Origin of the sequence: Shewanella sp. W3-18-1 (assembly GCF_000015185.1) — a bacterium.
Classification (GTDB): Bacteria; Pseudomonadota; Gammaproteobacteria; order Enterobacterales; family Shewanellaceae; genus Shewanella; species Shewanella putrefaciens.
In genome coordinates, this window is record NC_008750.1 from 2,205,851 (window position 1) to 2,232,612 (window position 26,762).

Consider the following 26,762-nt stretch of genomic DNA (forward strand, 5'->3'; position numbering starts at 1 on the left):
CGTCCCTCGTGGACGTTTTTTTATAGCACGACATCCTTAAAAACGCGATTCATTCTAGATTAATCATCTGCTATTACAGTACCTTACCTTTTGTTACATTCTTGTTGGATTAATAGTTGAACTGGAGATTAATTAAGGTAATGTAAGGGCAGATCTCAAGATGGACTTTGTTTAAAAGGAATAGAATGAATAATAAATTACTGCCTTGGTGCATTGCAGGAGTGCTCGGTATGAGCGGTCAACTTCACGCAGAAGAAGATAAATACATTTGGTTAGAAGATGTTGAAGGCGCAAAGCCGATGGAATGGGTGAAAACCCAAAATGCTGCATCTGCCGCCGAAATTAAAGCGTTTAAAGGTTTTGATACCTTAGTGGCGAACAGTCTTGCCATCCTGAACGATAAAGAACGCATTCCCTACGCGACCCACATTGGCGACAAGTTATACAACTTTTGGAAGGATGACACCCATGTGCGCGGTATTTATCGCCGTACTACCATGGAAGAATATGCTAAACCCGATCCCAAATGGGAGACTGTGCTTGATATCGATGCCCTAGGCAAAGCTGAATCCGTCAATTGGGTATTTAAGGATATTAGCTGTCAGTATCCCGAAAATGAGCGCTGTTTTGTCTCACTTTCCCGCGGCGGTGCCGATGCGGTGGAAGTGCGAGAATTTAATTTAAATACTAAATCCTTTGTTGCCACCAAAGATAAGCCATTCTTTTTGAAAGAAGCTAAATCAAGTCTGAGCTGGATAGATAAAGACCACGCCTTTGTTGGTACTGATTTTGGTGATGGTCAAAGCATGACTGACTCAGGTTATCCACGGGAGGTGAAACTCTGGCAACGGGGTACACCACTCGAGCAAGCGAAACCGATTTTCACAGGCGACAAAACCTCAGTCGCAGTATCAGGTTGGGTACTCTTCGATGATAAAACGCCCCTTAGCTTAGTCACCGAAGCACATACTTTTTATACCGCAACCCAATATGTTTACCAAGATGGCAAACTTATTAAACTACCAGTGCCAGAAGATGCTGAAATTAAAGGCTATTTTAAAGGTAAGTTATTTATTGAGTTAAAGAGCGATTTAACTAATAAGGACGGTAATTTTAAGCAAGGCGCGGTCGTGTATGCCGATGTGGCGGATCTTATCGCCCAAAAAGCCAAATTCAGTTTATTTGTGAGCCCGACTCAGACCGCATCGATTGCGCAGCTCAGTTTTAGTAAGAGTGCTATATTCGTGAATTGGCTCGATAACGTGAAAAGCAAATTAGTGCGGTATGAGCAAGACGAAAAGGGCGCTTGGCAAAGCACCCAAGTTCCATTCGAAGCGAATGGCGCCTTGACGGTAATGGACGTTGAGCAAGACAGTGATGATTTTTTCGTGAATTACACCAGTTTTCTTGAGCCTTCAAGCCTCTATACGGTTAACGCAAAAACCTTAAATCCGAAGAAAATTAAAGGTATGCCGCAACAGTTTGCTGCGGATAAGTTTAAAACTGAGCAATACTTTGCGACGTCTAAAGATGGCACTAAAGTACCGTACTTTGTGGTAATGGCTAAGGATCTTAAGTTAGATGGCACTAATCCTACGCTACTTTATGGCTATGGTGGGTTTGAAGTCTCATTGCGTCCATCCTATTCGGCCACCATTGGTAAGAATTGGTTAGAGCAGGGCGGCGTATATGTGTTATCTAACATTCGTGGCGGTGGCGAATATGGCCCAGCTTGGCATCAAGCGGCGTTAAAGCAAAATCGACATAAAGCCTATGAGGATTTCGAGGCAATAGCGGAAGATTTGATTGCCCGTAAAATCACGTCAAGCAAACATTTAGGCATCCAAGGTGGCAGCAACGGTGGCCTGTTAATGGGGGCAGCATTTACCCGCAGGCCGGATCTTTACAACGCTGTTGTATGCCAAGTGCCTCTGCTTGATATGTTGAGATTCAACAAGTTGCTAGCGGGTGCCAGTTGGATGGGTGAATACGGTAATCCTGATATTCCTGAGGAATGGGCTTACATTAAAACTTACTCTCCGTACCATAATCTGCATAAAGACGTGCATTATCCCAAGGTCTTTTTCACCACATCGACCCGTGATGACAGGGTTCACCCAGGCCACGCTCGTAAGATGGTGGCTAAGATGAAAGACATGGGAATTGATGTCTTGTACTACGAAAATATTGAAGGTGGCCACGCTGGCGCTGCGGATAATAATCAAGCTGCGGAACTTAATGCGATGACGTTTGCCTACTTATTACAGCGTTTACGATAATTGTCATACGAGAAACACATAGACGTAATAACTCAGTCGTAAAAGATTGGGTTATAAAAGACAGAGTTGTAAAAACAGAGTAGTAAAAACCGAGCAAGTCCCTATAGGTTGGGGAGTAAAACGGCCGAGTTTATTGATATTCGGCCGTTTTTTTATGGATAACAGGGAGTTAATAAGGTTTGAGCTAGGGGCGTCGCTTGCTACTATGGCGCGAAAATTAAGTCGTAAGATTACCTTAAGAAAATTAAGTTAGCTTCGGCCAACGGCCAATTTGAGAGAGCGTTATCGGTGCTAACAAGATTTAAGACCTTATCAGTGAATCAATTTACGCTGATCACTGCATTGTTCTATGTGTGTATTTTTAATATCCCACTCTTTACTTTTATTCACGAAGGTATTGAAAAACAGCCTGAGGTAGATCCGCTTTTTATCGCCAGTATGCCACTGTTTTTTACCTTTGCCCTTGGCTTGGTATTTTCGTTTTTTTCGGTGAAGTATCTACTAAAACCCTTGTTTATCGTGCTCACCTTAATGTCGTCGACGGTATTTTTTGCCACGATGAAATACCAGGTTGTATTTGATTACGGCATGATTGAAAACATTTTTCAGACGAATCAGGCGGAAGCCTGGATGTATATTAATGTTGCTTCAGTGGCTAATTTACTGTTAACAGGGATATTGCCAGCATACCTTATCTATAAAGCCGATATTCAATACAAACCGTTCTTTAAGGAGTTGGCACATAAAGTATTTTTTATGCTAATAATGCTTGCTGGTATCGGGGTGATTGGTTTTTTCTATTTTCAGGATTACGCCACGTTTGGTCGAAATAACGATGGCCTGAGACGTTATATTGTGCCAACTTATTTTGTGGGTTCGGTCTCTAAGTACATGTATTCACATTATTTACAAACACCAATCCAATATGAAACACTTGGATTGGATGCAAAAGATGTCAGTGCTACCCCTAACCATAAACCCAACTTATTGGTGCTGGTGGTCGGGGAAACTGCACGTTCGATGAACTACCAATATTATGGCTATAAAAAGCCAACCAATGCCTATACCCAAGATCTTGGCTTGATAGTGTTTAAGGATACCCATTCCTGTGGTACCGCAACGGCGGTGTCCTTGCCCTGTATGTTTTCACGAATGGGGCGCAAAGATTACGATTCACGCCGCGCTTATGCTCAAGATACGGTTATGGATGTGCTGAAACATGCTGATATTGAGGTGAAGTGGTTTGATAATGACTCTGGGTGTAAAGGCGTTTGCGATCGCATAGAGAATATCACTGTTGATCTCAATAGTGATCTTAAACTCTGCTCTGGGCAATATTGTTTTGATCAGGTGTTATTAGAGAAATTAGATGAGGCGCTTAATAGCGCAAAAGCGAAAGACACTGTGCTTGCCTTGCATATTATTGGCAGTCACGGTCCAACTTATTTTCTACGTTATCCCCCGCAATACCGTCGATTTATACCCGATTGCCAACGCAGTGATATCCAAAATTGCACCAACGAAGAGTTGGTAAATACCTATGACAACACGCTGCTGTATACGGACTATATAGTGAGCGAAGTCGTTAAAAAACTTCAAAAACAGCAAGATAAATTTAATACCGCGATGTTATATCTCAGTGATCATGGTGAATCATTGGGGGAAAAGGGGATGTATTTACATGGTGCGCCTTACAGTATTGCGCCGATAGAACAAACCAGTATCCCCATGTTAGCTTGGGTCTCTGATCATTTCAGTCAAGATAATCATTTAAATATGGCGTGCTTGGCCGAACATGCTGACAAGGGAGGATACTCCCATGACAATTTATTCGATAGCCTCTTAGGGTTAATGAATGTGAAGACTGAGGTGTACCAAAGCCATCTTGATATTTTTGCCTCTTGTCGTAGCTAATGGACGGTATTAGATAAGATAAACCTATGCGAATGTCAGGTATAGGTTTAAAACCATCACAATAATTATGCTTCCCCATATCCAAATTCGATCAGTTGAGCTAACTTATGTTATACAAAAAATTAACAATAATATGGTTTCAATATTTATGTTTTCTGTTGAAAATAAAGAACTTGATTCCGCGGCGCAAATTTTGCGGCTAGCCGTGCCACAAATGTCGGCCCTTGATATCCCCGTTACCCCGGAAAACTATACGGTTTGGTATGAATATTTTGCGGGGACTAATCTTGACTTAAACCGTGCGATTGATGGTTTTATCGCAAACGGTGTTGTGTTTACAAAAGAGGTTAATACAAGCTTATATAAAAATTTTATCCAAGAACAATCCCCCGAGGTGATTGAGAATGTACAAATAGAGACTCAGATTTTAATCAATTCATTACTGTGCAAAATTGTACAATTGAACCAAGGGACCGCGGATTTTTCGGGCACTTTAGCGGAATTTGGCATCAAGCTTCAATCCAATTCTGACATTAATACCTTAAATCAACTTGTTGATGGTGTGATGGATGAAATGCAAAATTTACTGATCAACAACCAAAACATGGAACAAAGCCTAAATGCCATGGGGCAAGAGGTACAACATCTTAAGTCGGAAATGGAAAATTTAAGTCTGGCGGCCATGACGGATCAATTAACGTCTTTATATAATCGCCGCGCCTATGAAATTGCCATTCAAGACCATATTCACCGCGCCCAAGAACAGCATTCCCGTTGTAGCTTACTGATTGTTGATATAGATAGGTTTAAACAATTTAATGATACCTATGGTCATCAAATTGGCGATAAAGTATTAGCTTATGTCGCACTCGCCTTAAAGCAATGTGTTCGAGGTGATGACTTTGTTGCTCGCTATGGTGGCGAAGAGTTTGTAGTGCTTTTGCCAAATACCCATTTTCACGATGCTTTACAAGTTGCGGAAACCTTAAGAGAACGTATTTCAGAGCGGCACTTAACCATAGGTAAAGATAAAAAATTATCCCTCGGCGCAATTACAGTATCGATCGGTCTTGCCTCATTACAAGAGGGTGATGATGCCGAAACGCTCTTTAGCCGAGCGGATAAAGCCTTATATGAAGCTAAATCCGATGGGCGTAACTGTGTTAGGGGATAGAGATACCCAAACCTGCTCACAATACACAACGCCACATCTTCAGATTGTTTGAGTATCCAGTTCGCGAACTATTTTACTGGGGAAATAAATCCCTTAGGTTTAATCGCTAGTACTGAACAATTCAGTTGGGTAAGGATCGCTTCCGCTGTATTTCCGATGATAAGCCCAGGAATACCTGTACGGGCAACGGTGCCCATAACGACAATATCGACCTGTAGCTTTTTGGCTAATTGTGGAAGTTCTTGAGCGGCGGCGCCTTGTACCAAATGGGACTGGGGGGAAAGATAATCGTAGGATTGCTTACCCAGTTTATTTTTTAAATTATCAAAGAGCGTTGCCATTTTACTGCGTTTTTGAAGATATTCGTCTTCTAATAACTGGCGCTCTAATTTTTCGGGTTGCTCTGCCCATAAACCAATAAATCCAGCTTCAGGCGTATCGTATGCATTTACTACATGTAGTGATGCAAAATCAGACAGTGCGAGTGCACTGGCTATATTTACTATCTCTTGATTTAAATCACTATTTTCTTCTTCGGTAATATCACTATTGAAATCCACCGCGGCCATAATATGGCGGTAATTGGGATTTTCATTGGGTTGCATTAACCAAATTGGACAGGGGCATTTGCGCAGCAGGTGCATATCGTTACTGCCAAAAAGGCGATCGAGCCAGCTATTTGATTCAGTTTCTTTGATGACTAAATCAATATTTTCCATCTGCACTGTGTGAATGATATCGATGTAACTTTTACCCATTTTTAGTTCAGCTTTCGCGGTGCAGTGGGGCGTAAAAAACGCCAGTAATTCTCGCAATTTAGCTTCTTCATGGTTCTGTATTTTTTGTGCTATGTCTTCATCATTAATGCCTAGTTGTTTGGTATAAGCACTCAATGAAGGCTTAGGGATAATACGTAACAGTGTTAATTCAGCCTGATTATTGTTGGTAAGTGATATGACTCTGGCTAATGATTGGGGATTTTCATCTCCATGAGGATGCAGTACATATAAGATGTTTTTGAATTGATTCATGGAATATCTCCTTATTTATCGTGGGTAGATTTATACATCCACACCATCAAGTAACAACTCTATTGCCCTATCTGCAGCATCTTGAAAGGGTTCTAATACGAGGTCGATACCCAGCATTGTTAATTCTTCCGTTTCTTTTTTACTCTGAGAAACCGTGGCTAATTTACCACTAAAACCGCTTGTGCGAGTGAGTTGTATAATGGTTTTTCTTGTATCTTCTAATGTCAGGCCCGTATGGTGCTGTGGCATAGTAGATACAATCCAATGGGCGTGTCTAAGAGGAAGTTCGGCGATAAACTCGGCGTCTGTCACATCGCCGTATTCTGTATCAATACCGAGTAAGCGACACTTTTTTATGGCTGATGGATTGAAGTCTAAACCGAGTACTTTCACGCCTTTTTCTTTTAGACGCGCAGCAATTGCCGTCCCTAAACGTCCTAATCCAAAGATGACCACTTGATAATGATCTTGGGTTGAATGTTTAGAAGGTTGTTCACGTGGAGTGCCTGTTCGTTCAAATATTCCCAATATCGGTTCGCATATTGCGTAAAGTTTATGGGAGTAGGTGATCATATAGGTTGATGCCGTGATAGTGACAATGCCGACTAAGGTCACTAACCCCAAAATGTCTTGTTGAATATGGCCTAGGCTTATCCCCATCGCAATAAAAATGAGCGAGAATTCACTGATTTGTGCAACGGTTAGGCCAGCTAAAAAACTGGTTCTTTTTTTGTAGCCCATTAATCCCATGATAATCAATACAATCAGAGGGTTGCCTATTAACACGAAGACCGAAAATAGGATGGCTGCGTAGATATGTGATCCAAGTTGAGACAAATCTAAGGTCGCACCAAGGGCGATAAAAAAGAATAACAATAGAAAATCGCGCAGGGGGCCAAGTCTTGCGGCAATACTTTCACGGTAAGGGGTTGAAGCAAGCGCAATCCCTGCGAGTAAGCCTCCCACTTCCATTCCTAAGCCTAATAAATCACAGACGGCGGCAAATAGCGTCGCTTGTGCTATTGAGTATATCAGCAGTAATTCCGGTACTTTTGCCAATTGTTCTGTGAGAGGGTTGGCTAAATATCTAACAAAAACAATGACAAATAGCACTAATCCGATGCCTGATGCTGTCACTTGCAGTATCGATGTGTTTTGAGTTCCGCTATGCCCCGCATCAGAACCTATGCCGATGGCGGCTAAGACTATCATGGCGACCACGACGACAAGATCTTGGACGATCAAGAAACCTAACGCTATTTGCCCATGCAGAGAATCAATTTCTCGTTTATCGGACAAAAGCTTGACGATGATAATGGTCGATGAAAAGGTCAGGGCGACGGCAATATAAATACTAGTGATATCGTCTAACCCAAGAGCTAACCCGATAAAATAGCCAACAATGGAGGTGAAAATAACCTGTCCAAGCCCCGTGAGTATTGAAACCCCACCAATAGATTTGATGAGTTTTACATCCAGCTTGATACCCACGAGGAAAAGTAAAACAGCAATGCCTAATTCTGAAAGTAAATTAATTTGCTCTTTTGAATGCACTATATCTAAAACGGAAGGACCAGAGAGTAGACCGACAACAATAAAACTGACTATAAGAGGCTGACGCAAAAATATACCAATAAAGCCGATAATAGCGGTCATAACCAGCAGTGCGGCAATTTCAGTGAATGAGGATTGCGTAATGATGTCAATCAAGGTTCCACCCTCAGTTAAGCACCGTATTTACGTATAAGGATAGAACAAAAAGGCTAATGTATGTCCAGCGTTTTTACTAAAAACTGTCAATAGTATAAGGACATAGAGCATACTTACATTTTAACAAAGCCTCTTCTATCGCACGCGTGGTGCATCAAATAACGCATTTTCAATCGGTTTGATGAATCCCATACCACAGTTGGCCAAGGGCTATCCCTCCATCATTGATGGGGATGTGTTGACTAGATAATACCTGATTACCTTGGACACTGAGTTGACTCAGGCAGTATTCCAACAGGTATTTATTTTGAAAAACACCACCACAAAGTACGGTTGGAAGATGTTTGTATTTAGCGGCATAAACACAGATTGCTTCACCTAGGGTATGTAAAAAGGCGCGGGCTATTGTGTCGCGTCTGTGAGCGGTTAAGGGTTGCGCTGTGATTAACTGAATAATTTGTTTGAACATGGCACTGCTGTTCCATTGTCCCTCGCTGAAGGGAAGAACGAGGATTAACGGATCGAGTGCCAGCATATCGGCACGATTTGCTGCAGCTTCAATAGCCATCCCTGCTTGGCCTTCGAATAGCGTGGTTTCAATAAGCCCTAATGCACAGGCGAGGGCATCAAACAGACGTCCAACGGATGAGCTTTCTATTGCGCTGCCGTTTTGCCAGATTTTATGTAAATTCGTCAGTGTGTTTGGACTAAGGCATCTTAATATAGGTAATGGCAGAGCCAGTACCTCGCTTAGACTCATTTGTTCAAATAGGAGTGCTAATAAGAGTCTTACGGGCTGTTTAATCGCTTGCTCGCCGCCCAGTAAGGCGATGGGCTCAAAGTGAGCCAACCGTTCTGCTTTATCGAGCGTGGTTAATAGCACTTCGCCGCCCCATAAACGGCCATCTTCCCCAAGTCCTGTCCCATCGAAGCTAAAGCCGAGAACGGGATCGCGATATTGATTAATTGCCATCACACTCAATACATGGGCATGGTGATGCTGCACCGAGAAACATTTGCGTTGTTGGCTTGTATCTATGGCGTTATTAGCATCTAAGACACTATTAGCCTGCGCCCAACGAGAAGGCGCGTAGTCTGGATGTTTATCACAAATAATCCATTTAGGTTCAAAGTGATATAGGCGAGAGAAGGTGGTTAATGTACGTTCAAAATACTGCTCAGCACTGACACTAAAGAGATCGCCAATATGTGGGCTTAAAAAAACATTCGAGCCAAAACCGAAGGCAATCGCATTTTTTTGTTGTGCACCAACGGCAAGAATCGATTGAGTCAAAGGTGTTGTTAGGGAAAAACTGGCTGGAGCAAATCCCCGAGCGAGGCGCAGTACTTGTACACTTGGCGGTATAAGATAAGGGGCCGTGTCATGTGTTCGAGGTTGGATGACTTGTACAACACTGTCATCGCAGCCGTTAATAATAGGGCGATTATGATCGACTATGGCATCTACAACATGACTCAGGTGACTCACTAACTCATCACAGTGGGTGATGATAGGTTCACCCGATACATTGGCACTTGTGGCGACCAAGGGTCCATTGAAGAGAGCTAACAGCAAATGATGCAGTGGGGTATAAGGTAAGAATACCCCGAGTTTGTCCAGATTAGGGGCGACTTCAATGCTAAGATCGTTTGCGGGTATGCTATTCATCAGTACGATGGGGCGTTCCTGTGAACTGAGCACTTGCCATTCAGCATCTGTCCCGGTGACATATCGCTGCGCCATCGCAATATTGGCCACCATGACCGCTAAGGGCTTTGCTTGACGCTGTTTACGTTGGCGAAGTGCTGTGACAGCCCCAGTATGGCGTGCATCGCATACTAAATGAAACCCACCTAATCCTTTAATCGCCAGAATTTGCCCTTGGGCTAATCTATTGGCCGCCAGTTGTAACACAGTCTGCTGTGTGACGTTAACTGGCGTAATATCTTCTCCCTGTGGTGTTTTTAAATAGAGTTGAGGACCACAGTTCGGGCAGCTTACGGGTTGGGCATGATAACGGCGATCGAGCGGATCGTAGTACGATTTTGCACAATCTGGACACATGACAAAATCAGCCATAGCCGTGTTGTGTCTATCATAGGGTAACGCATTGATAATAGTGTATCTTGGGCCACAATTAGTGCAGTTGGTAAAGGCATAACCGAAGTGGCGATCCTCGGGGTTATGCATATCGTTTAGGCAATCTTGACAGGTACTTTTGTCGGCAGATACAGCGACAGCACTGCCTGATCCCTCAATATCTTCATCACAACTTTCGATGATGGCAAATAGGGTTTCGCCTTCAATAACGGGTAGTAATGTTTGAGTTATCTGATCGATTCGCGCCAGTGGTGGTGGATTGGATTTGAGTGCGGTGAGAAAAAGTTCGAGACCAGTCTCATTACCCTGCAACTCAATGGTTACACCTTGGGCATTATTGAGTACAGTGCCCGTTAGTTGGTTATCAAGGGCGTAACGATATACAAAGGGGCGAAACCCCACCCCTTGTACTATGCCTGTAATATGCAATTTATATCGCTTGAGCGCTTGGTTCTCTAGGACAACATGTTCCAATACGTATTCTCTTGGCTTTTTTGTTAAACGTTACTCATTCAGTTTACGTTGCTTAGCGTAGAGCGCGCCGACGGCTAAATTATCTCCGTCTAAATCAAGACTGCGATTAATCACAAGAGGAAAGTTCTTTCCTATGCGTAAACTTATCCGTTTGCAGAGGGTTTCATTGGTTAACTCATCTCCAGCGAGAGCAATCTGCTGTAATCCGATATTCAGATCGATATGTTCTAACCAGTTTGCGAAATAGTCAGCAAGGGAATCCTGCATCGCAAAGGCGAGTTGGCTGGGATCGCCATTGCCTGCAATACGAAAACTCAGCACAGTGCCTAAGGTTTTGCACCAATTAAGGCTGCGATGTGCTTCACCTTTAGTCAAGGGGTAATCGATACGCGGCGCATTGGCACCTTGGTAACGCATGGCCGCCGCCATTAGGGCATCACTCAAAGTTTCTGGACGTTGAGTTTCTTCACTGTGGTTAAGTCCCATTAAGATAGCGGCAATTGCCCACAGGCTCTGTAAGTTATCACGTCTTCCTGACAGTTTTAGGCTCAGTAATTTTAAATAGTCATCCGGAAACAAGCTTTTAAATTTTTGTGCTACGGCTTTTTGTGGGCTGCTATCCAATTGATGGAAGATTTCATAGCCGTTATCGGGTAACTCAGGTAATGCGAAGAAGAGTTCAGTATCACCCTTTTTATCGCAGGTAACGATTTGGCTGGGCCTAGTGTGGCTAAGGTAGATGATAGCGGCATTTTTTGCCTGTTTATGGCTGGCTAACTTGCCGTTTAGCAATGCGCTGAATAGCGCACAATCGGTGAAAGTATGATCTTCTGAATGGGTGTTCTCAATAGCTGAGTGTTCGTTTGATAGTGGGTCGTATAACGCCGTGACAGTCAATTCTCCTTGGTGCGAACGCGAGCGCTTAATGGCTTGCCATTGTGCTTGATAGCCCTCAAAGCTGATTTTTTCGCGTAGCGGTTCAGGTGCGATAAATTGTTTAACAGCCACAATGTGTTGGCTTGATAGCTGAGCCCAAGCGCCATCGACCCACGCAAGCTTTGGTCTTTGGTGATCGCCTTGAATATAGACCCAATCTACGCCTTTTTGCCTGAGCACTTCAGCCAGCACTAAGATAACGCGACTATAAGCAAAACATATATCGTAAAGTGGGGCGGTAAGTTTACTGTGCTCTTGGGTGGGTCTGGCACAGATCAGCGGTTTTTCTATACTGGAAAGCGCTAATACTTGATGATCTTTGAGGCAAAAATGGGCATTGAGTGTATTGGGATTGCAGATCAATAATTGGGGACGTTCGCCTAAGGCGTCCCTGGTAAAAGGCGTCAAGCTAAGGCTGATACTGTCTGGTGCATTAAGTGTTAATGTGCCTTGTGTCAGTAAATGCTGTGCCATAGCTTTTATGTCTGACAAGGTTAAAGCTTTTTGTTCGGTGGTTAACAGGTTTTCGCCTTTGCAACAAGGGCAAGCCAGGTCAATGATGCCAAATTGAGCTGACTGATTATCACCGAACAGTGGGTAGCATTGCTGACAAAAAGGTGCGATCGCTCGGGCAGTATTGGTTGACGAAGGTGTGGCATATAAACAAGGAAGGAGTGTTTTGTGACCGGTGGATTCATTGATGACCTTGATGCCTGAGTCAATGAGCCAAGCAGAAATTAAAAAATCCGCGGCGATTGCATCGGCAAGTTGTTCCAGTTGTGTTTGCTCACCTTGGGCTTCAATGAAATAGGTTTGTGAACCAAAGTGGTTTTGATTGTCACAGCCAATAGTAATGTTCAGTGCATCATAATTTAGATATTGATTACATAAATGCGCGTACAAAGGCACCTGACGTGAGCAGGTAAAATCAAATCTGATGTTTTTCATCTATAAGGACACCACGTTTATAAGAGTCTGGGATCAGCGAATCAATGCTATGTTCAGCGATGCGCGTCACAGTAAAGCCAAGGGAGGCTAAGTGGGTTAACAAGGTTTTTTCCATTAAAGGCACGGCTGCTGCGACCTTAGGAGTTAGCCCTAGGATCATAGGTTCAAGCACTGTAGGTGTGACACCTAGCACAAAGGTTTTAGGCCGATCGCCCACCATTTCCATCATATTGAGGGTTTGCAGCATTTCCACTTCATGTGCGCTGCCTTGCCAATCAATTTCCTTGGGTGCTTTGTCAAAATCGAAGAAATAGACTTCGCCAGTATCGACACCATTGGCATTAACGGTATCAACCACAATTAAATAATCATATTGGCAGATAATAGGAATGAGTCCCTGAGCCAGCGTACCGCCGTCGAGCAGTTCTAGCTGGTGGGACTCATGGGTAAACTGATAATTATCAGCAATGTAATTGACAAAATGTACGCCGATGCCTTCATCGGCGTACAGGACATTGCCAATACCAAGTAGCAATATCTTCATTGGACTCCTAGTGATGTGAGTCTGGCTTATGGTAGTCATAGCCAGAGACAATTGAGTCAACAGAGTTATGTTTGAAGCGTATCCCTGACCAAACCGCCATATAGACGTGGATAACCACAAAGATAACAAATGCCCAAGTGAGGTAGTGGTGCCAAATCCTGACCTGTGCGAGTCCACCCATTTGTGCTGTAATCCAGGCTGCGCTTCCCCAAAGCATGCCACCTAAACCTTCGTGGTATACATTGGCATATAAAACGAGGCCTGTAATACAAATCACCAGTGCAACTAAGGATATTGCTACATAAGTCACAAATTGCAGTGGTCCATAGACTCCCGCTTTATGCAAATGTCCCATCCAAATATAGGATTTCAGTTGGGTTATCCAACTTTGGATACTCATTACATCCCGGAATGAACGTCGCTCAATATCGCTTCGGCTGAAAAAATACAGGTAGAAGCGAACTAAAGTAATTGCGGTCAGTAAAAAACCACAAACCAAGTGAGCAAAACGGATCCAACCTTGAACGAGTACATCGCTACTTTCTGGTGCCACAAGAAACGGCCAAGCAATATAGAATCCTGTGATCACCAGCACCAATATTGACAGTGCCCTGAGCCAGTGAAAAATTCGTATTGCAGGACTAAATACTAGTGTACGAATGCGGGTTGCAGAATGGTTCATTATGCGCTCCCTCCCTCGATTATTGTCCATTGGGGCTGACACGGAACTCGCTCAATGCCTGACCTTTAAAATCCATTACGTGTACAGAACACGCCATGCAAGGGTCAAATGAGTGAATAATACGTATCACCTCAAGGGGTTTAGTTGGATCTTCCAGTTTTAAGCCAATGAGCGAAGCTTCATAGGGACCCATTTTACCGTTGGCATCGACAGGACCTGCGTTCCACGTGGTTGGTACGACAGCTTGATAGTTTTCAACAACCCCATTTTTGATACGGATCCAGTGGCTTAACATTCCGCGCGGCGCCTCAATCATGGCATGACCTACATATTCTTTGTTGGGGTCAATATTGGGCTTAACGAAGGTTGTTTCATCGGATTGGATGTTGACAAGTAAAGCCTCGAAGGTTTTTAACCCTTCTTGAGCCACAATCACGGTTTGTAACATACGGGCAGCAGTGCGGCCTAATGTGGTAAATAAGGCTTCAACGGGTAAACCTGTGCGAGCTAATAAACCATTAACGGCATCCACTACGACTTTATTACCACGAGCATAACTCACCAGTAGACAAGACAGTGGACCTACTTCTACAGGTTCGCCTTGATAACGGGGTGATTTTACCCAAGAGTATTTTCCATCACCATCCAGTGTTGGCAGCTTGCCATACACAGTGTCGCGTTCGATAAAACCCGTATAGTTAGGAATCGTCGTACCGTCATAGGGATGTTGCGGCGCATCGGCGGTATACCAAGCGTGGCTGACGTCTTCGGCGATAAGATCTGGGTTGATATCACTAACGCCAGCAAGATCGCCATTCATGATCACACCTTGATCAAACATGAATTCGCCATTAGCTAAGACAAAGTCATTAGTCGCCATGAAATTTTTCACATTCACGCCGCCAAGAACGCTTGGCTCTGTCCCAAAGGCTTCTGCAGCCATCACAATATCGGCTTGATAGGCACGTAGGATAAAGTCAGTTACGATGGCGTGTTTTTGTTTCCATTCCTGCAAACGCGCAGGGCTTAACATATCGCGAACCGAGGTGACACCGCCGACAACCAGTGATTGTGGGTGAGGTGATTTACCGCCAAATATTGCTAGCATTTCTGCGGCAACACGCTGCACTTCAAGTGCTTTTAGGTAGTGAGATAAGGCAATAAGGTTTTGTTCAGGGGTAAATTTATAGGTGCCATTGCCCCAATAAGCGTTAGCGAATGGGCCAAGTTTGCCTGTTTCGACAAAACCTTTCACTCTTTCTTGCACCGCCCGCAGATCGCCTTCACCTGCTGCAATCGGATTATCTGCATACTTCAAGGCAACCTGTGCTGCTTTCGCAGGATCGGCGCTCAATGCAGAAACAATATCCACCCAATCTAAACCATGTAAATGGTAGAAGTGCACAATATGATCGTGCATATAGAGCGAGGTTTGCATCAAGGAGCGTAAGTATTTTGCGTTCAGTGGAATTTGGAGCCCCAGTGCATTTTCAACGGCTTCTGTACCACAACGGTAATGGGAATAAGTACACACACCGCAAATCCGCTGAACGATAAGGCCAACATCCATAGGCGTACGGCCCTTGAGGATGACTTCAATACCACGCCAAAGGGTAGAGGATGACCAAGCCTTGTTGATGACATTATTCTCATCAACTTCAACTTCGATACGTAAGTGACCCTCAATACGGGTAATAGGGTCGATAACAACGCGCTTGCTCATGGGTTATTCCTCCAGCGGTTTGGCAAAAATACTGGCAACAGCATGGGCTCCAATGCCCACCACAGTCGCGCCTAAAATTACCGCACCAATAGTATCTGCGGTCGCATCCAATCCATGGAGGAGTTGACGGCCAAGGGGTTTTTCAAAGTCAGCCATATCATCCCAGAAGTTAGGTTCTGAGCAGCCCATACAACCGTGTCCAGCAAGTACTGGCCAGCTAGTGTGATGGTTAAAGCGTTCGGTTGGGCAGTTGTTGTAAGTGTAAGGACCTTTACAACCCACCTTATAAAGGCAATAACCTTCTTTCGCACCGTGATCGCCAAATTCTTCAACGAATTCACCTGCATCGAAACGGCCACGACGTTCGCAGTTATCATGTACTCGAGCACCATAAGCCCACTTTGGACGATTAAACATATCCAGTGCGGGTAATCTTCCAAACATAATGAAGTACATCAATGTACCCACAATATTTTTTTCACTCGGTGGACAACCGCCTAAATTAATAACAGGTTTACTCACGACCTCATGGACACCTTTGGCGCCAGTGGGGTTAGGGTATGCGGCTTGAACGCCACCAAATGCGGCGCAAGTGCCGACTGAAATAATGGCTGCAGCACCTTCAGCAGCATGCTTGATAATCTCTAAACCTGTGTGGCCTTTACAACCCACAGTTAAGAAACTGCCATTATTGGCGGTAGGAATGGCCCCCTCAACAGCCAGCAAGTAGCGACCCTTGTAGGCTTCTAGCGCATGTTCGAGATTTTCTTCTGCTTGCCAACCAGAGGCCGCCATTAAGGTCTCGTGGTATTCCAGCGAAATATGGTCGAAGATCAGTGAATCTAAGTTCGGTGTATCGGCACGAACAAGAGATTCAGAACAACCAGTACACTCGGCCATATGTAACCAAATTAAGGGGACTCGGTCAGCTAATTCGGCCGCTTCGGCTACTAAGTTACTAAACGGAAGTGGTAATGCGAGCATGCCCGTCACCATCGCACTCCATTTCATAAAATCACGGCGACTAATGCCATGTTGTTGCATTTTTTCGACAAGGGATTGCTGTTGACGGGGAGCGAGCTGGCGAAGTGCCTCTAAGCGCGCTTTTCCCTGTTCATATAGGGCTGCATGTGTGTCCATGGATCAACCTTTTTTGTTATTTGAATGTAAATTGTAAATGTTTTACATAATTGACGTTATCAGTTTAGGCTTTAGGTTTGTAAAGATTATTGATGTATATCAAGAATTTTTAAGAGATGTGACAGAACTGATTTTGACATTTGATTAACATGACGCAGATCTAATTTCAGTTTTTCTAATGGGACAAAATGTCTCAATCTAAGGGTTTTGATATAAATTGCTTGTTTTTTCATCGTGTTTGTTCGGGATGATCAATTAACCCTTTGACGGCTCCATCCTTGAATGGATTTATTATTTGATTGTTTAAGAAAACCTTAAGATAGGGTTAATAGATTCAAGCTTAATTGTTAGTAATGGATATGTTATGAAAAAATTATTGTCGCTATTGGTTTTAATGGCTGTGGGTGCCCAAGCCGCACCGTCTTTGGATCACACAGTATTTGATGCCCGAAATGAAACGACTTCGCTTGCTGAATTTAGGGGGCAGGTGGTGTATGTCGATTTTTGGGCATCTTGGTGTGTGCCTTGCCGTAAGTCATTTCCTTGGATGAACGAAATGCATCAAAAGTATCAAGCACAAGGTTTAGCCGTTGTGGCCATCAATCTTGATACCGATCCTTTGCTTGCTCAGGCTTTTCTTGCCGAAGTTCCCGCCCATTTTACTGTGCGCTTTAATCCTGAAGGCGATGTTGCACGTAGCTTTGATTTATTAGGTATGCCAAGCAGCTTTATCTTTAATCGTCAAGGTCAATTAGTGCAGAGCCACGTGGGGTTTTATACCAATAAGGCCGCAGATTACGAGCAAGAGCTCGTCAGCTTACTCAAGGAGTAATTTATGCTTAAACCTATATCTGTCGCTGTAACTCTTGTGATTGGTTTGAGTGGTTGTTCAAACTTAGGTGTCCAACCCTGGGAAAAGGGCCACTTAGCTCGGAGTGATATGGCGCTTGACAGTGAAAAACTCGATTTAGCGCTTGATGATCATATTTATTTTAGTAAAGAAGGTAGTAGCGGTGGCCGAGCCTTTGCAGGTGGTGGGTGTGGCTGTAATTAGTGCGTTATGTGACTAATGTTCTCTGCTATATCGCGGCGATCAACATTAAAATCAAGTAGCCTACAGGTGTTGTCAGTTATGACAAATAAACAAAATACCATTCCAAATAGACAAACAAAGCAGATTGCAGGTGCCTTAGCACTCGCCAGTTGTGGCCTGTTTACCACCAGTGCCCATGCCACTGAATTAGCTAAAAAAAACGATGAGTGGAAAATTGATGCCGCGCTAATGTATTACGGCGAGCAAGATAGAGTACAGGCGATTGAGGCGATTGGAACCGCACAAAAGGCCTTTGGTGATGAGAGTGTGTTGGATCTCAAATTGGTTGTTGATAGTTTAACAGGTGCATCAGCATCGGGAGCCGTCGCTCAAAACAGCAGTCAAACCTTTACTCGTCCCTCTGGTAATGGTCAGTATCATGTATCCGCGGGGGAAACGCCGTTAGATGACACCTTCCATGATACGCGTGTGCAAGCCAATGCGGCTTGGAGCGAAGTGCTGGATCCGGATTGGAAGCTCAATGTTGGTGTCTATGGTTCTAAAGAGTTTGATTATATGTCTATCGGAACCAATGTTGGCATTGAGCGGGGCTTTAATAAGGATAATACGACGTTATTTTTAGGGACCGCCTACAGTTTTGATGTGGTCGATCCAGTCGGAGGGCGGCCAGTCGATTTATCTTCTATGGCGATTCGCGATAACTTCACGACGCAGGAGGCCTATCGCAGTGCATTTGATGCGACACGTCAAGGAGGTAGCGATAATAAACAAACGGCCGAGGTTATGTTAGGTGTTACCCAAGTACTCAATCAGCGTTGGTTATTACAAGCAAACTATGGTTTATCGAGTGTTAATGGCTACTTGACCGATCCCTATAAAGTACTCAGTGTGGTCGATAAGAATGGTGTCACTCAGGATATATTGTATGAAAGTAGGCCTGACTCCCGCTTAAAACACAGTTTTTATGTGATGACAAAAGGGGCATTAGATTCTGGTGTGGTCGATTTTTCCTACCGCTACAATACCGATGATTGGGATCTCACCTCGCATACCCTAGAGACCCATTACCGTTATTATTTTAGCGGCAGTTTCTATGGTCAATTGCATTTACGTTACTACCAACAAAGTGCGGTCGATTTTTATCAGCCCTTTTTAATGGCTGATATTCCATTACCTGAGTTTGCCAGTGCCGATTACCGAATTGGGGAGATGACGGCGTACACCATTGGGATTAAATTTGGTCATAAACTATCGGGTGGACACGAAATGTCTTATCGATTGGAATATTATCAACAAGATCCTAAAAATAACGGCACAAGTATTCCTGGAGAGCTACAAAATTTCGATCTTTTCCCGACTCAAAAGGCGATTGCAGCACAGTTTAGTTATTCTTTTTAAGCGATTTGTTGAGTCAGTGGAATAAAAAGATGTTGGCGCTAATAAGTATGGGAAGCTTTGCAACCCATACTTATTCATTTATTTCCCGCCATGCTTAATATGATCTATGGTGCAATGCAATCGTGATGAGTGATTTAATCTTTATGAGAGATTTATAGTGCAGCCAACTTTTCCCCTTAAGAAAATACCATACACTTTGTCGCGTCGGGATTGGGGTTATATCGGTGAGTTTCGCGCCATGGCAAGCCCCTGTGAGCTGCTGATTGCCTGTGACCAGTTCGATATTGCTGATCATATGCTCAGTATGGCCGTGGCAGAGGTTCAACGAATAGAGCAAAAGTATAGCCGTTTTATTGCACACAATATGCTCTGGAATGTAAATCATGCCCAAGGCCAAAAACAATCAATTGATGAAGAAACTTGGCAATTATTGCAATTTGCTCAGCAGTGTTTTCAGTTAAGTGAGGGATTATTTGATATTTCGGCAGGGCCTTTAATGGCACTTTGGCGATTCGAACCTAACACACCATTGCCTGCCCATATTGATATTCTGAGAATGAAAGCGTTTGTGGGATTTGAGCGTATAGACTTCACCTCACAATATTTAGTTATGCCAGCAGGAATGCAGTTAGATTTTGGAGGGGTAGCAAAAGAATACGCAGTCGACAGCGTCGCCTATCAGCTCGCGGAGTCTTATCCCACTATCGCAGTATTAGTCAATTTTGGGGGGGATATTGCTTGCCCAATTGCAAAAGCGACACCATGGCAAGTGGGCATTGAAGATCCACAACATCTTGATCATGCAGCTAAAGTACTTTCAATAAGGCATGGCGCACTCGCAACCAGTGGTGATACCCGCCGATTTATTGAAGTAGCAGGAAAGCGTTACGGACATATTATTGATCCGCGAACGGGATATCCTGTGGTGTGCGCGCCACGTTCAGTGACTGTGTTGGGACCTAATTGTGTTACGGCTGGAATGCTTGCAACAATGGCGATGTTGCAAGGCGCTGATGCTGAAGTTTTTTTGACGCAACAATGTGTTAAATACAGTATTTTTAGATAGGATAAAGCGAATGCGCATTATGTTAGTTGAAGATAATGAATTACTTGCACAGGGTATTTGCCTTAGTTTGGCAAAGCTGGGTATGCAAGTTGATCATCTCAACAGTTATCAACAAGCCTTACAAGGCGTTAAAAATGAGACCTTTAGCGCAATCGTTCTCGATCTTGGGTTACCCGATGGTAATGGAAAAGATCTTCTGAAAGCTTGGCGTCAACAGGGGATCTCAATCCCAACGATAGTGCTTACCGCTAATACCAATTTCGACACTAAACTTGAGTGTCTGGATATGGGAGCCGATGATTATCTAGGCAAACCTTTTGATGTCAGAGAGTTGGCCGCACGTATTCGAGCGATAGTAAGACGTCAGTATGGATTAGATCATAACAGTTTGATAGTGGGGGCTTTATGTATTGATTTAAACACCCGTGATGTGACTTTTAGAGAGCAAAACATTCAGCTTTCAAGGCGAGAGTTTCAACTTTTGTTGGAACTAGCACAATCGGCAGGGCGAGTATTGACTCGTGGTCAGTTGGAACAATTGACCTATGGTTGGGATGAGGTTGGCAGTAATTCAATTGAAGTGCATATTCACCATTTACGTAAAAAACTCGCTAATGAACTGATAAAAACGGTCCGTGGTATTGGTTATACCCTGATTGAAATGCACTAACTAGAGTAATAGCGTGATATACCTCAGTTTATAGTATGTAGTTGGCAATTTGAGAGAATGAGAATTTCACCGTGAACCGATTAAAGAAGCTGAACACGTATTCACTACGTTTATTGCTGACGCTGTTGATGCTTTCGGGAATTTCCGTTTCAGTGGGGATTTCTAGCTGGTTCAGTATTCTAGATGCAAAATATCAAATCGAAGAATTATTTGATGCGCAAATGTTGCAAACCGCTAAAATACTAGAGCTTTTCTATCATGATGAGGTTGATGCTCACCAGCCAAACCCTACACCTCAAGTCCTCCATATTCCCGATAGTCAAGTGAGTACCTTTACTGAAAAATCGGACGCTTTAGAGCTTGCTTATGAACATAAACTGGCTTTTCAGATCTGGAATGAGGCAAAGCAAATACTAGTCCTATCGGACAATATTGGTCGCCAGCCTATCACTGAGTTTGAGCAGGGATACCACAAAACCTTATTAGGCGGTGAGCTTTGGCACGTTTTTAGTTTTTTTTCTACAAAATATCGAGTGTGGATTATCACTGCTCAGCAGGATGAGGTACGTGAGGAGCTTGTCTCACAGATTATGCACAATACGGTCATTGTGCCTTTAATTGTTGTGCCATTAACATTATTGATCGTGAGTTTATTGTTTTATATTGCATTTAAGCCATTAAAAATATTTGAGAAAGAATTAATCCAGCGTGCGCCTAACGATCTGACCCCCTTGACGATGTCATTACCCAAAGAGCTTATTCCTGTACGCAATGCACTTAACCAGTACATTAGAAGCATTGCGCGTTTTATTGCGAGGGAACGCCGCTTTAGTGCCGATGCAGCCCATGAGCTTAAAACCCCGTTATCTGTGATCAAATTACATCAACATGGCTTAGAGAGTCTTATCGGAGATGATCCGCAGCAGCGGTTTCATTTAGCGGCGATTGATGCTGGTGTTGTACATATGAGCCATACAGTAGAACAACTACTAGTGCTTGCACGGGTTGACTCGATCGATGAATTGAATGTGCAATCCCATGCCATTTTATCCATAGTGGAAGATGCATTAAATCAGTTAATGCCGCAAATAACAGATTATGAGTGGAATATTCAAATCGACCCCAACTTAACCTTAAAATGTGATCGATTTTATTTACTGCTAGTCCTGAAAAATATCATTGAAAATGCGTGTAAATACAGCCCGATAGAAACTGAGATTTCAATTTTTGCAGATTCAGTACCGTCAGGTATTGAGATCCGTGTCGCTGATCGTGGACAGGGGATGACAATAGAACAAATTGCCAGTGCAACAGAGCGTTTTTATCGTGTGAATGAAAATGAAGGCATAGGTGCAGGGCTTGGGTTATCCATCTGCCACCACATTGTAGAGTTGCATCAAGGACGGCTTGAGATAAGACCTCGGGAGCAGGGAGGGTTAGTGGTTATCCTTTTTTTACCTCAATAGGGCATGTTTTGCGGCTTCCATTGTTATCACTCTCTCTTGTGTCGCCCTGTGCAGAGATTATGGCGGTACTCAGCTAGAATATTCTCAACTATAGCAATCAATTAGCTCGCTAATTTGATTATATAGCCTAAAATGGTGGTTGGCTTATAATGCTTTTTCCTGTGTTATAAATAGAGATAGCGCTCTATACATGGGATCTTTATTAGTTTTTAAATGAGAAGGATAGGTTAACAGTCACTTGTTATGCCTTTATGATATAAGTATATTGCTAAATAGTATTGTTTAGGTGAGGTTAACTGCATCTTTATTTATGCGTTTTTTTCTCGTTCTGATATCTTTCGCGATATGTAACAGTATGTTCTTTTTCAGCTTAAAATAGAGATGAAAAAAATTCACTGTATACAGAAAAAACATTGATTTCTTAGTTTATTTTTAGGTCACCAATTCTATGGTTAGCTTGTTGCGTTGCCAATCGTCAAAACCTTATTCGTCTCTTATTTGTTCACTGGCACTAGGCGTAGCGTTTGCTTTGTCTGGTACCGCGTACGCGGAAGAGACTAAACCGACTGAAACAGTCCCCGCGCCAGTGGTGACGCCACCCAAAGTGACTCCTCCACCTGCGACTAAAAATCAAGTGAGATTCACTAAGACTGGCGCTTTTGATAGTGATTATGTGGTGAAACTTGCCAGAAAGCTGGCTGCCAAACCCTATTCCGTATTAAAGGATCCACTTCCAGTGGGTCTGGCAAAACTGACCTATGATGAATATCGTGATATTCGTTTTAACCCGACGGCGTCTATTTGGCGTGATCAAGGGTTACCGTTTCAAATGCAGATGTTCCACCGTGGATTTTATTTCCAAGATCTGATTGAAATCGCCATTGTTGAAGGCAATAAAGCCACTCACTTAGCCTATGAGCCTAAATATTTCACCGCGGGTGAGGTGATTACACAGGCATTACCGAATGATGACATTGGTTACTCTGGTTTTCGCATTCATAACCAGTTGAATAACAATGGTGTATTTGATGAGTTAATGGTTTTCCAAGGTGCGAGTTATTTTCGAGCATTAGGTAAAGGTAATGCTTATGGGTTATCAGCCCGAGGTCTTGCACTCAAAACCGCAGATCCTGAAGGCGAAGAATTTCCTATTTTCCGAGCTTTTTGGGTTGAACGTCCTCACTATGATAGCAATTTGATCGTGGTGCACGCACTGCTCGATAGTCCGAGTGTTGCGGGTGCATATCGTTTCTCAGTTCGTCCAGGGGATAACACTCAAATCGATGTTGAAGCGACGCTTTTCCCGCGAGTCGAGTTAAGTAAAGTCGGTCTTGCCCCCAGTACGAGTATGTTTTTACATTCACTCAATGGTCGCCATGATACTGATGACTTTAGACCAGAGGTGCATGATTCTGACGGTTTATTGATGTTCAATGGTCGTGGTGAACACCTATGGCGTCCGTTAGCTAACCCACGTCAATTACAGGTCAGTGCTTTTTCTGATAATTCACCACAAGGTTTTGGTTTAATTCAACGTGAACGCAGTTATGCGGCCTATCAAGATCTTGAAGCCCAATACGAACGTCGTCCAAGTTTGTGGATTGAACCTGTGGGTAACTGGGGACAAGGAGCGGTTGTTCTTACTGAAATTCCAACAGAATCAGAAATTCATGATAATATCGTGAGCTTCTGGAAGCCGCGTCAACCGATTCCTGCTGGAAGCGAATACCACTTTGCTTACCGCATGAGTTGGGGAGAAGAGCCTGCAGTAAAACATAATTATGTCGTAGTTAGCCGAACAGCAAGTGGTCGTGCCGACATTGCCAAACCGACACCTAGACGTTTATTTGTCGTGGATTATCAAGTCAATGGCGCTATGCCAGAGGAGTTACCGCTGGCAAAAGTGGAAGCTTCAGGCGGTATCATTTCTAACGTAGTGATCGCCCCTAATGCTGCTAATAACGGCTATCGCCTCGCGTTTGAGTTAGAGCCAGAAGGTAAAGAATTGATTGAACTACGGGCTGAACTCAAATTTCCAACACCTCGTCAGGTTGAAACCTGGCTCTATCGCTGGACGCTTTAAGGTCCATGACGGAGCAAAATAATATGACTGTATCCGAGAATTCGGTACTCGAGACTGAAGTGCTCGTGGGCGGTAGTGCCATGCCAAATGAAAGGCCTGGCGCTATGGAGCCACAAAGTTTAACTGAAATGCCAGAGGGTTTTCCTCGCCGCAGTACTGTGGCTAATGGTGTTCGTTCACGTTCTTCTAGGCGTTTCTTTGTTGTTGGTGGTGCGCTGTTACTTTCCTCATTTGCAATTTATGAAATGGGTGCAGTATTCAGTATCGGTGGGATCACGCCTCTGGAATACTTGGTGCTGTTGCTTTTTGCGATCAACTTCTGTTGGATTGCGCTGGCATTTTGCAGTGGTATTGCTGGTTTTTTAATTTTATTGAGAAAACCCAAAGCAAAAGATTTGGAAGTGACCGAGTTACATACTCGCACTGCGATTCTAATGCCCACCTATAATGAATCCCCTGATCGGGTGTTTTCTGCCGTGTCTGTGATGGCTGAAGCCTTATCACAGACAGGGCATGGTCATGCCTTCGATTGGTTTATTTTAAGTGATACAACCGATCCAGAAATTGCACTGTTAGAAGAACAGGCATTTTTGGTGTTGCGCCAAGAGACTCATAAACATTCCCGTGTATATTACCGTCGCCGTCGTAAAAACGTGGCTCGTAAAGCGGGTAATGTCGCGGACTTTTGTCGCCGCTGGGGCTCGCGTTATGATCACTTATTAGTGCTCGATGCGGATAGCTTAATGGAGTCTTCGACCATCACAGGTCTTGCCCAGCGAATGCAGGCGGATCCTGATGCTGGGCTTATCCAAACCATACCTTCGCTTATCAATGGTACGACCTTGATGGCTCGTTTGCAGCAATTTGCGGCGCGTATTTATGGTCCTGTAATTGGTACTGGTTTAGGTTGGTGGGTACAAAAAGAAGGGAACTTCTGGGGCCACAATGCGATTATTCGCACCGAAGCATTTATGGGGGCAGCGGGCTTACCAAATCTGAAAGGTAAGCCGCCTTTTGGTGGTCACATACTAAGCCATGACTTTGTTGAAGCTGCACTTATCCGCCGCGCGGGTTGGAGTGTGGTGATAGCCTATGATTTGCCTGGTTCATATGAGGAATGTCCACCATCAATCGTTGATTTAGCGGTACGGGATCGTCGTTGGTGTCAGGGTAATTTACAGCATTCGCGTATCTTGCCGACCAAAGGTTTGCACTGGGTCAGCCGTTTACATTTGTTGACGGGAATTATGGCGTATTTATCATCGCCATTTTGGTTATTGTTGATCTTAACGGGCTTAATGCTTGCCTTGCAGGCGCACTTTATCAGACCTGAATATTTCACCGATCAGTTTTCTTTGTTCCCTACATGGCCAATCATGGACTCCGATAGGGCATTGAGATTATTTTACATCACTATGGGTGTACTGTTTGGGCCCAAAATATTTGGGGTATTACTGCTACTCAAAGATGGTCAGTTTGCGCGCAGTGTGGGCGGCCGTATCAAAGCCATTTTCAGTGTGTTGTTTGAAGTTGTGCTTTCCGCATTAATCGCACCTATTATGATGTTTATTCACTGTGGTGCTGTGATGTCCATTCTGATGGGGCGTGATAGCGGCTGGTCGCCTCAGCGACGCGATGATGGCAGTATGCCTTGGTTAACGCTTATTTATCGTCACCGTTGGCATATGCTCGCAGGGGTGATGTTAGGTTATGCCGCCATTTTGGACTCATTAACTTTGCTTGCGTGGATGAGCCCAGCCCTGATTGGTTTATGGTTTGCAGTGCCTATCTCGGCTTGGACAGGGTCAGTCAAAATTGGTGAAGTGTTTAAGCGAGCGGGTATTTTAGCTACGCCAGAAGAACGTAGTCCTGCGGCAATTTGTTTGCAGGCTCAGGATGCGCGTGCAGCCTATCAAGCACATATCTCTAAACCTTGGACATTAGCACAGTTATTGAAAGATCCAGCGTTAATGGAGTTGCATTTAGCAATGGTGGATAAACAACCACTGCGTGCGGCGGGAACGCCTATTGAGCCGGTCGAAGCTATTGTGCATGTTAAGGTGCATGAAGCGCAGTGCCAAGAAAGTGCGATGGCATTATTTAACCGTCAAGAAATGGCATTAGTCTTAGCCAATCCATTGATGCTTCGCAGCTTACAAAAGTTACCTGAGCAGTTTGTGGCAGAGGATTTAGTGTCTTTTTGCTAGTAGTTCACGGTAACTCAATTTTAGGTCTCGAATAATTTTAGACTTCGAATGAGTTTAGCGAGTTAGAAGATAGGCTAAAAATAAAATGCCACTGATTTATCAGTGGCATTTTTGTCTCTATGGCGTATCAGAAAATTTAATTTATACGGCGCGGTCTAAATA

19 protein-coding genes are annotated in these 26,762 nt (G+C 43.7%); 11 read left to right on the top strand and 8 right to left on the bottom strand.

What is annotated here, in order from left to right:
• Window positions 1-185 precede the first annotated feature (185 nt).
• The 3 genes from SPUTW3181_RS09945 to SPUTW3181_RS09955 all read left to right on the top strand — a co-directional run bounded on the left by SPUTW3181_RS09945 (window position 186) and on the right by SPUTW3181_RS09955 (window position 5,367).
• Window positions 186-2,279, top strand: a complete 2,094-nt coding sequence (locus SPUTW3181_RS09945) for a prolyl oligopeptidase family serine peptidase (protein WP_011789240.1) — start codon at window positions 186-188, stop codon at window positions 2,277-2,279.
• Between the two features lie 288 nt (window positions 2,280-2,567).
• A complete protein-coding gene (locus tag SPUTW3181_RS09950) occupies window positions 2,568-4,193 on the top strand; it encodes a phosphoethanolamine transferase (RefSeq protein ID WP_011789241.1) in 1,626 nt (541 codons plus the stop codon).
• A 148-nt stretch (window positions 4,194-4,341) separates the two neighbouring features.
• The gene (locus SPUTW3181_RS09955) at window positions 4,342-5,367 is read left to right on the top strand and encodes a GGDEF domain-containing protein (RefSeq protein ID WP_041408173.1); all 1,026 of its coding nucleotides are present in this window, start codon (window positions 4,342-4,344) and stop codon (window positions 5,365-5,367) included.
• A 68-nt stretch (window positions 5,368-5,435) separates the two neighbouring features.
• On the opposite strand, the gene SPUTW3181_RS09960 is transcribed toward SPUTW3181_RS09955, so the two are convergent.
• From SPUTW3181_RS09960 to hyaA, 8 genes are all read right to left on the bottom strand, one after another.
• The gene (locus SPUTW3181_RS09960) at window positions 5,436-6,398 is read right to left on the bottom strand and encodes a universal stress protein (RefSeq protein ID WP_011789243.1); all 963 of its coding nucleotides are present in this window, start codon (window positions 6,396-6,398) and stop codon (window positions 5,436-5,438) included.
• Between the two features lie 30 nt (window positions 6,399-6,428).
• Complete coding sequence (locus tag SPUTW3181_RS09965; RefSeq protein WP_011789244.1) at window positions 6,429-8,054, bottom strand: cation:proton antiporter; 1,626 nt, start codon at window positions 8,052-8,054, stop codon at window positions 6,429-6,431.
• A gap of 223 nt (window positions 8,055-8,277) precedes the next feature.
• Window positions 8,278-10,683, bottom strand: coding sequence for a carbamoyltransferase HypF (gene hypF / locus SPUTW3181_RS09970; RefSeq protein ID WP_011789245.1), 2,406 nt, complete (start codon window positions 10,681-10,683; stop codon window positions 8,278-8,280).
• 30 nt (window positions 10,684-10,713) lie between these two features.
• Window positions 10,714-12,567, bottom strand: coding sequence for a hypothetical protein (locus SPUTW3181_RS09975; protein WP_011789246.1), 1,854 nt, complete (start codon window positions 12,565-12,567; stop codon window positions 10,714-10,716).
• The gene (locus SPUTW3181_RS09980) at window positions 12,548-13,111 is read right to left on the bottom strand and encodes a HyaD/HybD family hydrogenase maturation endopeptidase (protein WP_011789247.1); all 564 of its coding nucleotides are present in this window, start codon (window positions 13,109-13,111) and stop codon (window positions 12,548-12,550) included. The genes SPUTW3181_RS09975 and SPUTW3181_RS09980 overlap by 20 nt, the downstream gene beginning before the upstream one ends.
• Before the next feature lie 7 nt (window positions 13,112-13,118).
• Window positions 13,119-13,793 carry a Ni/Fe-hydrogenase, b-type cytochrome subunit gene (gene cybH, locus SPUTW3181_RS09985; protein WP_011789248.1) on the bottom strand — a complete coding sequence of 225 codons (675 nt, stop codon included), beginning with the start codon at window positions 13,791-13,793 and terminating at the stop codon, window positions 13,119-13,121.
• A 19-nt stretch (window positions 13,794-13,812) separates the two neighbouring features.
• A complete protein-coding gene (hyaB, locus tag SPUTW3181_RS09990) occupies window positions 13,813-15,516 on the bottom strand; it encodes a nickel-dependent hydrogenase large subunit (protein WP_011789249.1) in 1,704 nt (567 codons plus the stop codon).
• Between the two features lie 3 nt (window positions 15,517-15,519).
• Window positions 15,520-16,656: a nickel-dependent hydrogenase small subunit gene (gene hyaA, locus SPUTW3181_RS09995; protein WP_011789250.1), complete on the bottom strand. Its 1,137-nt coding sequence runs from the start codon at window positions 16,654-16,656 to the stop codon at window positions 15,520-15,522.
• A gap of 364 nt (window positions 16,657-17,020) precedes the next feature.
• On the opposite strand from hyaA, the gene SPUTW3181_RS10000 reads away from it, so the two are divergent.
• The 8 genes from SPUTW3181_RS10000 (at window position 17,021) to mdoH (ending at window position 26,600) form a co-directional block, all read left to right on the top strand.
• Window positions 17,021-17,488, top strand: coding sequence for a TlpA family protein disulfide reductase (locus SPUTW3181_RS10000; RefSeq protein WP_011789251.1), 468 nt, complete (start codon window positions 17,021-17,023; stop codon window positions 17,486-17,488).
• 3 nt (window positions 17,489-17,491) lie between these two features.
• Complete coding sequence (locus SPUTW3181_RS10005; RefSeq protein ID WP_011789252.1) at window positions 17,492-17,710, top strand: DUF4266 domain-containing protein; 219 nt, start codon at window positions 17,492-17,494, stop codon at window positions 17,708-17,710.
• A gap of 78 nt (window positions 17,711-17,788) precedes the next feature.
• Entirely contained in the window at window positions 17,789-19,108 is a 1,320-nt protein-coding gene (locus SPUTW3181_RS10010) for a DUF3570 domain-containing protein (protein ID WP_011789253.1), read from the top strand.
• A gap of 238 nt (window positions 19,109-19,346) precedes the next feature.
• Window positions 19,347-20,174 (top strand): FAD:protein FMN transferase, encoded by an 828-nt coding sequence (locus tag SPUTW3181_RS10015; RefSeq protein WP_011789254.1) that lies wholly within the window; start codon window positions 19,347-19,349, stop codon window positions 20,172-20,174.
• A 10-nt stretch (window positions 20,175-20,184) separates the two neighbouring features.
• Window positions 20,185-20,844 (top strand): response regulator transcription factor, encoded by a 660-nt coding sequence (locus tag SPUTW3181_RS10020; RefSeq protein WP_011789255.1) that lies wholly within the window; start codon window positions 20,185-20,187, stop codon window positions 20,842-20,844.
• Window positions 20,845-20,915: 71 nt separating this feature from the next.
• Entirely contained in the window at window positions 20,916-22,310 is a 1,395-nt protein-coding gene (locus SPUTW3181_RS10025) for an ATP-binding protein (protein ID WP_011789256.1), read from the top strand.
• A 448-nt stretch (window positions 22,311-22,758) separates the two neighbouring features.
• A complete protein-coding gene (locus SPUTW3181_RS10030; protein ID WP_011789257.1) occupies window positions 22,759-24,393 on the top strand; it encodes a glucan biosynthesis protein G in 1,635 nt (544 codons plus the stop codon).
• Window positions 24,394-24,416: 23 nt separating this feature from the next.
• Window positions 24,417-26,600 carry a glucans biosynthesis glucosyltransferase MdoH gene (gene mdoH, locus SPUTW3181_RS10035; RefSeq protein ID WP_011789258.1) on the top strand — a complete coding sequence of 728 codons (2,184 nt, stop codon included), beginning with the start codon at window positions 24,417-24,419 and terminating at the stop codon, window positions 26,598-26,600.
• Window positions 26,601-26,762: the final 162 nt, after the last annotated feature.

Excerpts from the sequence above, each read along its gene's own strand:
- SPUTW3181_RS10020 (WP_011789255.1), top strand. The coding sequence starts at position 20,185 with ATGCGCATTATGTTAGTTGAAGATAATGAATTACTTGCACAGGGTATT.
- cybH (WP_011789248.1), bottom strand. The coding sequence starts at position 13,793 with ATGAACCATTCTGCAACCCGCATTCGTACACTAGTATTTAGTCCTGCA.
- mdoH (WP_011789258.1), top strand. The coding sequence starts at position 24,417 with ATGACTGTATCCGAGAATTCGGTACTCGAGACTGAAGTGCTCGTGGGC.
- SPUTW3181_RS10030 (WP_011789257.1), top strand. The coding sequence starts at position 22,759 with ATGGTTAGCTTGTTGCGTTGCCAATCGTCAAAACCTTATTCGTCTCTT.
- SPUTW3181_RS10010 (WP_011789253.1), top strand. The coding sequence starts at position 17,789 with ATGACAAATAAACAAAATACCATTCCAAATAGACAAACAAAGCAGATT.
- SPUTW3181_RS09980 (WP_011789247.1), bottom strand. The coding sequence starts at position 13,111 with ATGAAGATATTGCTACTTGGTATTGGCAATGTCCTGTACGCCGATGAA.
- SPUTW3181_RS09960 (WP_011789243.1), bottom strand. The coding sequence starts at position 6,398 with ATGAATCAATTCAAAAACATCTTATATGTACTGCATCCTCATGGAGAT.
- SPUTW3181_RS09965 (WP_011789244.1), bottom strand. The coding sequence starts at position 8,054 with ATGACCGCTATTATCGGCTTTATTGGTATATTTTTGCGTCAGCCTCTT.
- SPUTW3181_RS09955 (WP_041408173.1), top strand. The coding sequence starts at position 4,342 with ATGTTTTCTGTTGAAAATAAAGAACTTGATTCCGCGGCGCAAATTTTG.
- SPUTW3181_RS10005 (WP_011789252.1), top strand. The coding sequence starts at position 17,492 with ATGCTTAAACCTATATCTGTCGCTGTAACTCTTGTGATTGGTTTGAGT.
- SPUTW3181_RS10000 (WP_011789251.1), top strand. The coding sequence starts at position 17,021 with ATGAAAAAATTATTGTCGCTATTGGTTTTAATGGCTGTGGGTGCCCAA.
- SPUTW3181_RS09945 (WP_011789240.1), top strand. The coding sequence starts at position 186 with ATGAATAATAAATTACTGCCTTGGTGCATTGCAGGAGTGCTCGGTATG.
- hyaB (WP_011789249.1), bottom strand. The coding sequence starts at position 15,516 with ATGAGCAAGCGCGTTGTTATCGACCCTATTACCCGTATTGAGGGTCAC.
- SPUTW3181_RS10015 (WP_011789254.1), top strand. The coding sequence starts at position 19,347 with ATGGCAAGCCCCTGTGAGCTGCTGATTGCCTGTGACCAGTTCGATATT.
- SPUTW3181_RS09975 (WP_011789246.1), bottom strand. The coding sequence starts at position 12,567 with ATGAAAAACATCAGATTTGATTTTACCTGCTCACGTCAGGTGCCTTTG.
- hyaA (WP_011789250.1), bottom strand. The coding sequence starts at position 16,656 with ATGGACACACATGCAGCCCTATATGAACAGGGAAAAGCGCGCTTAGAG.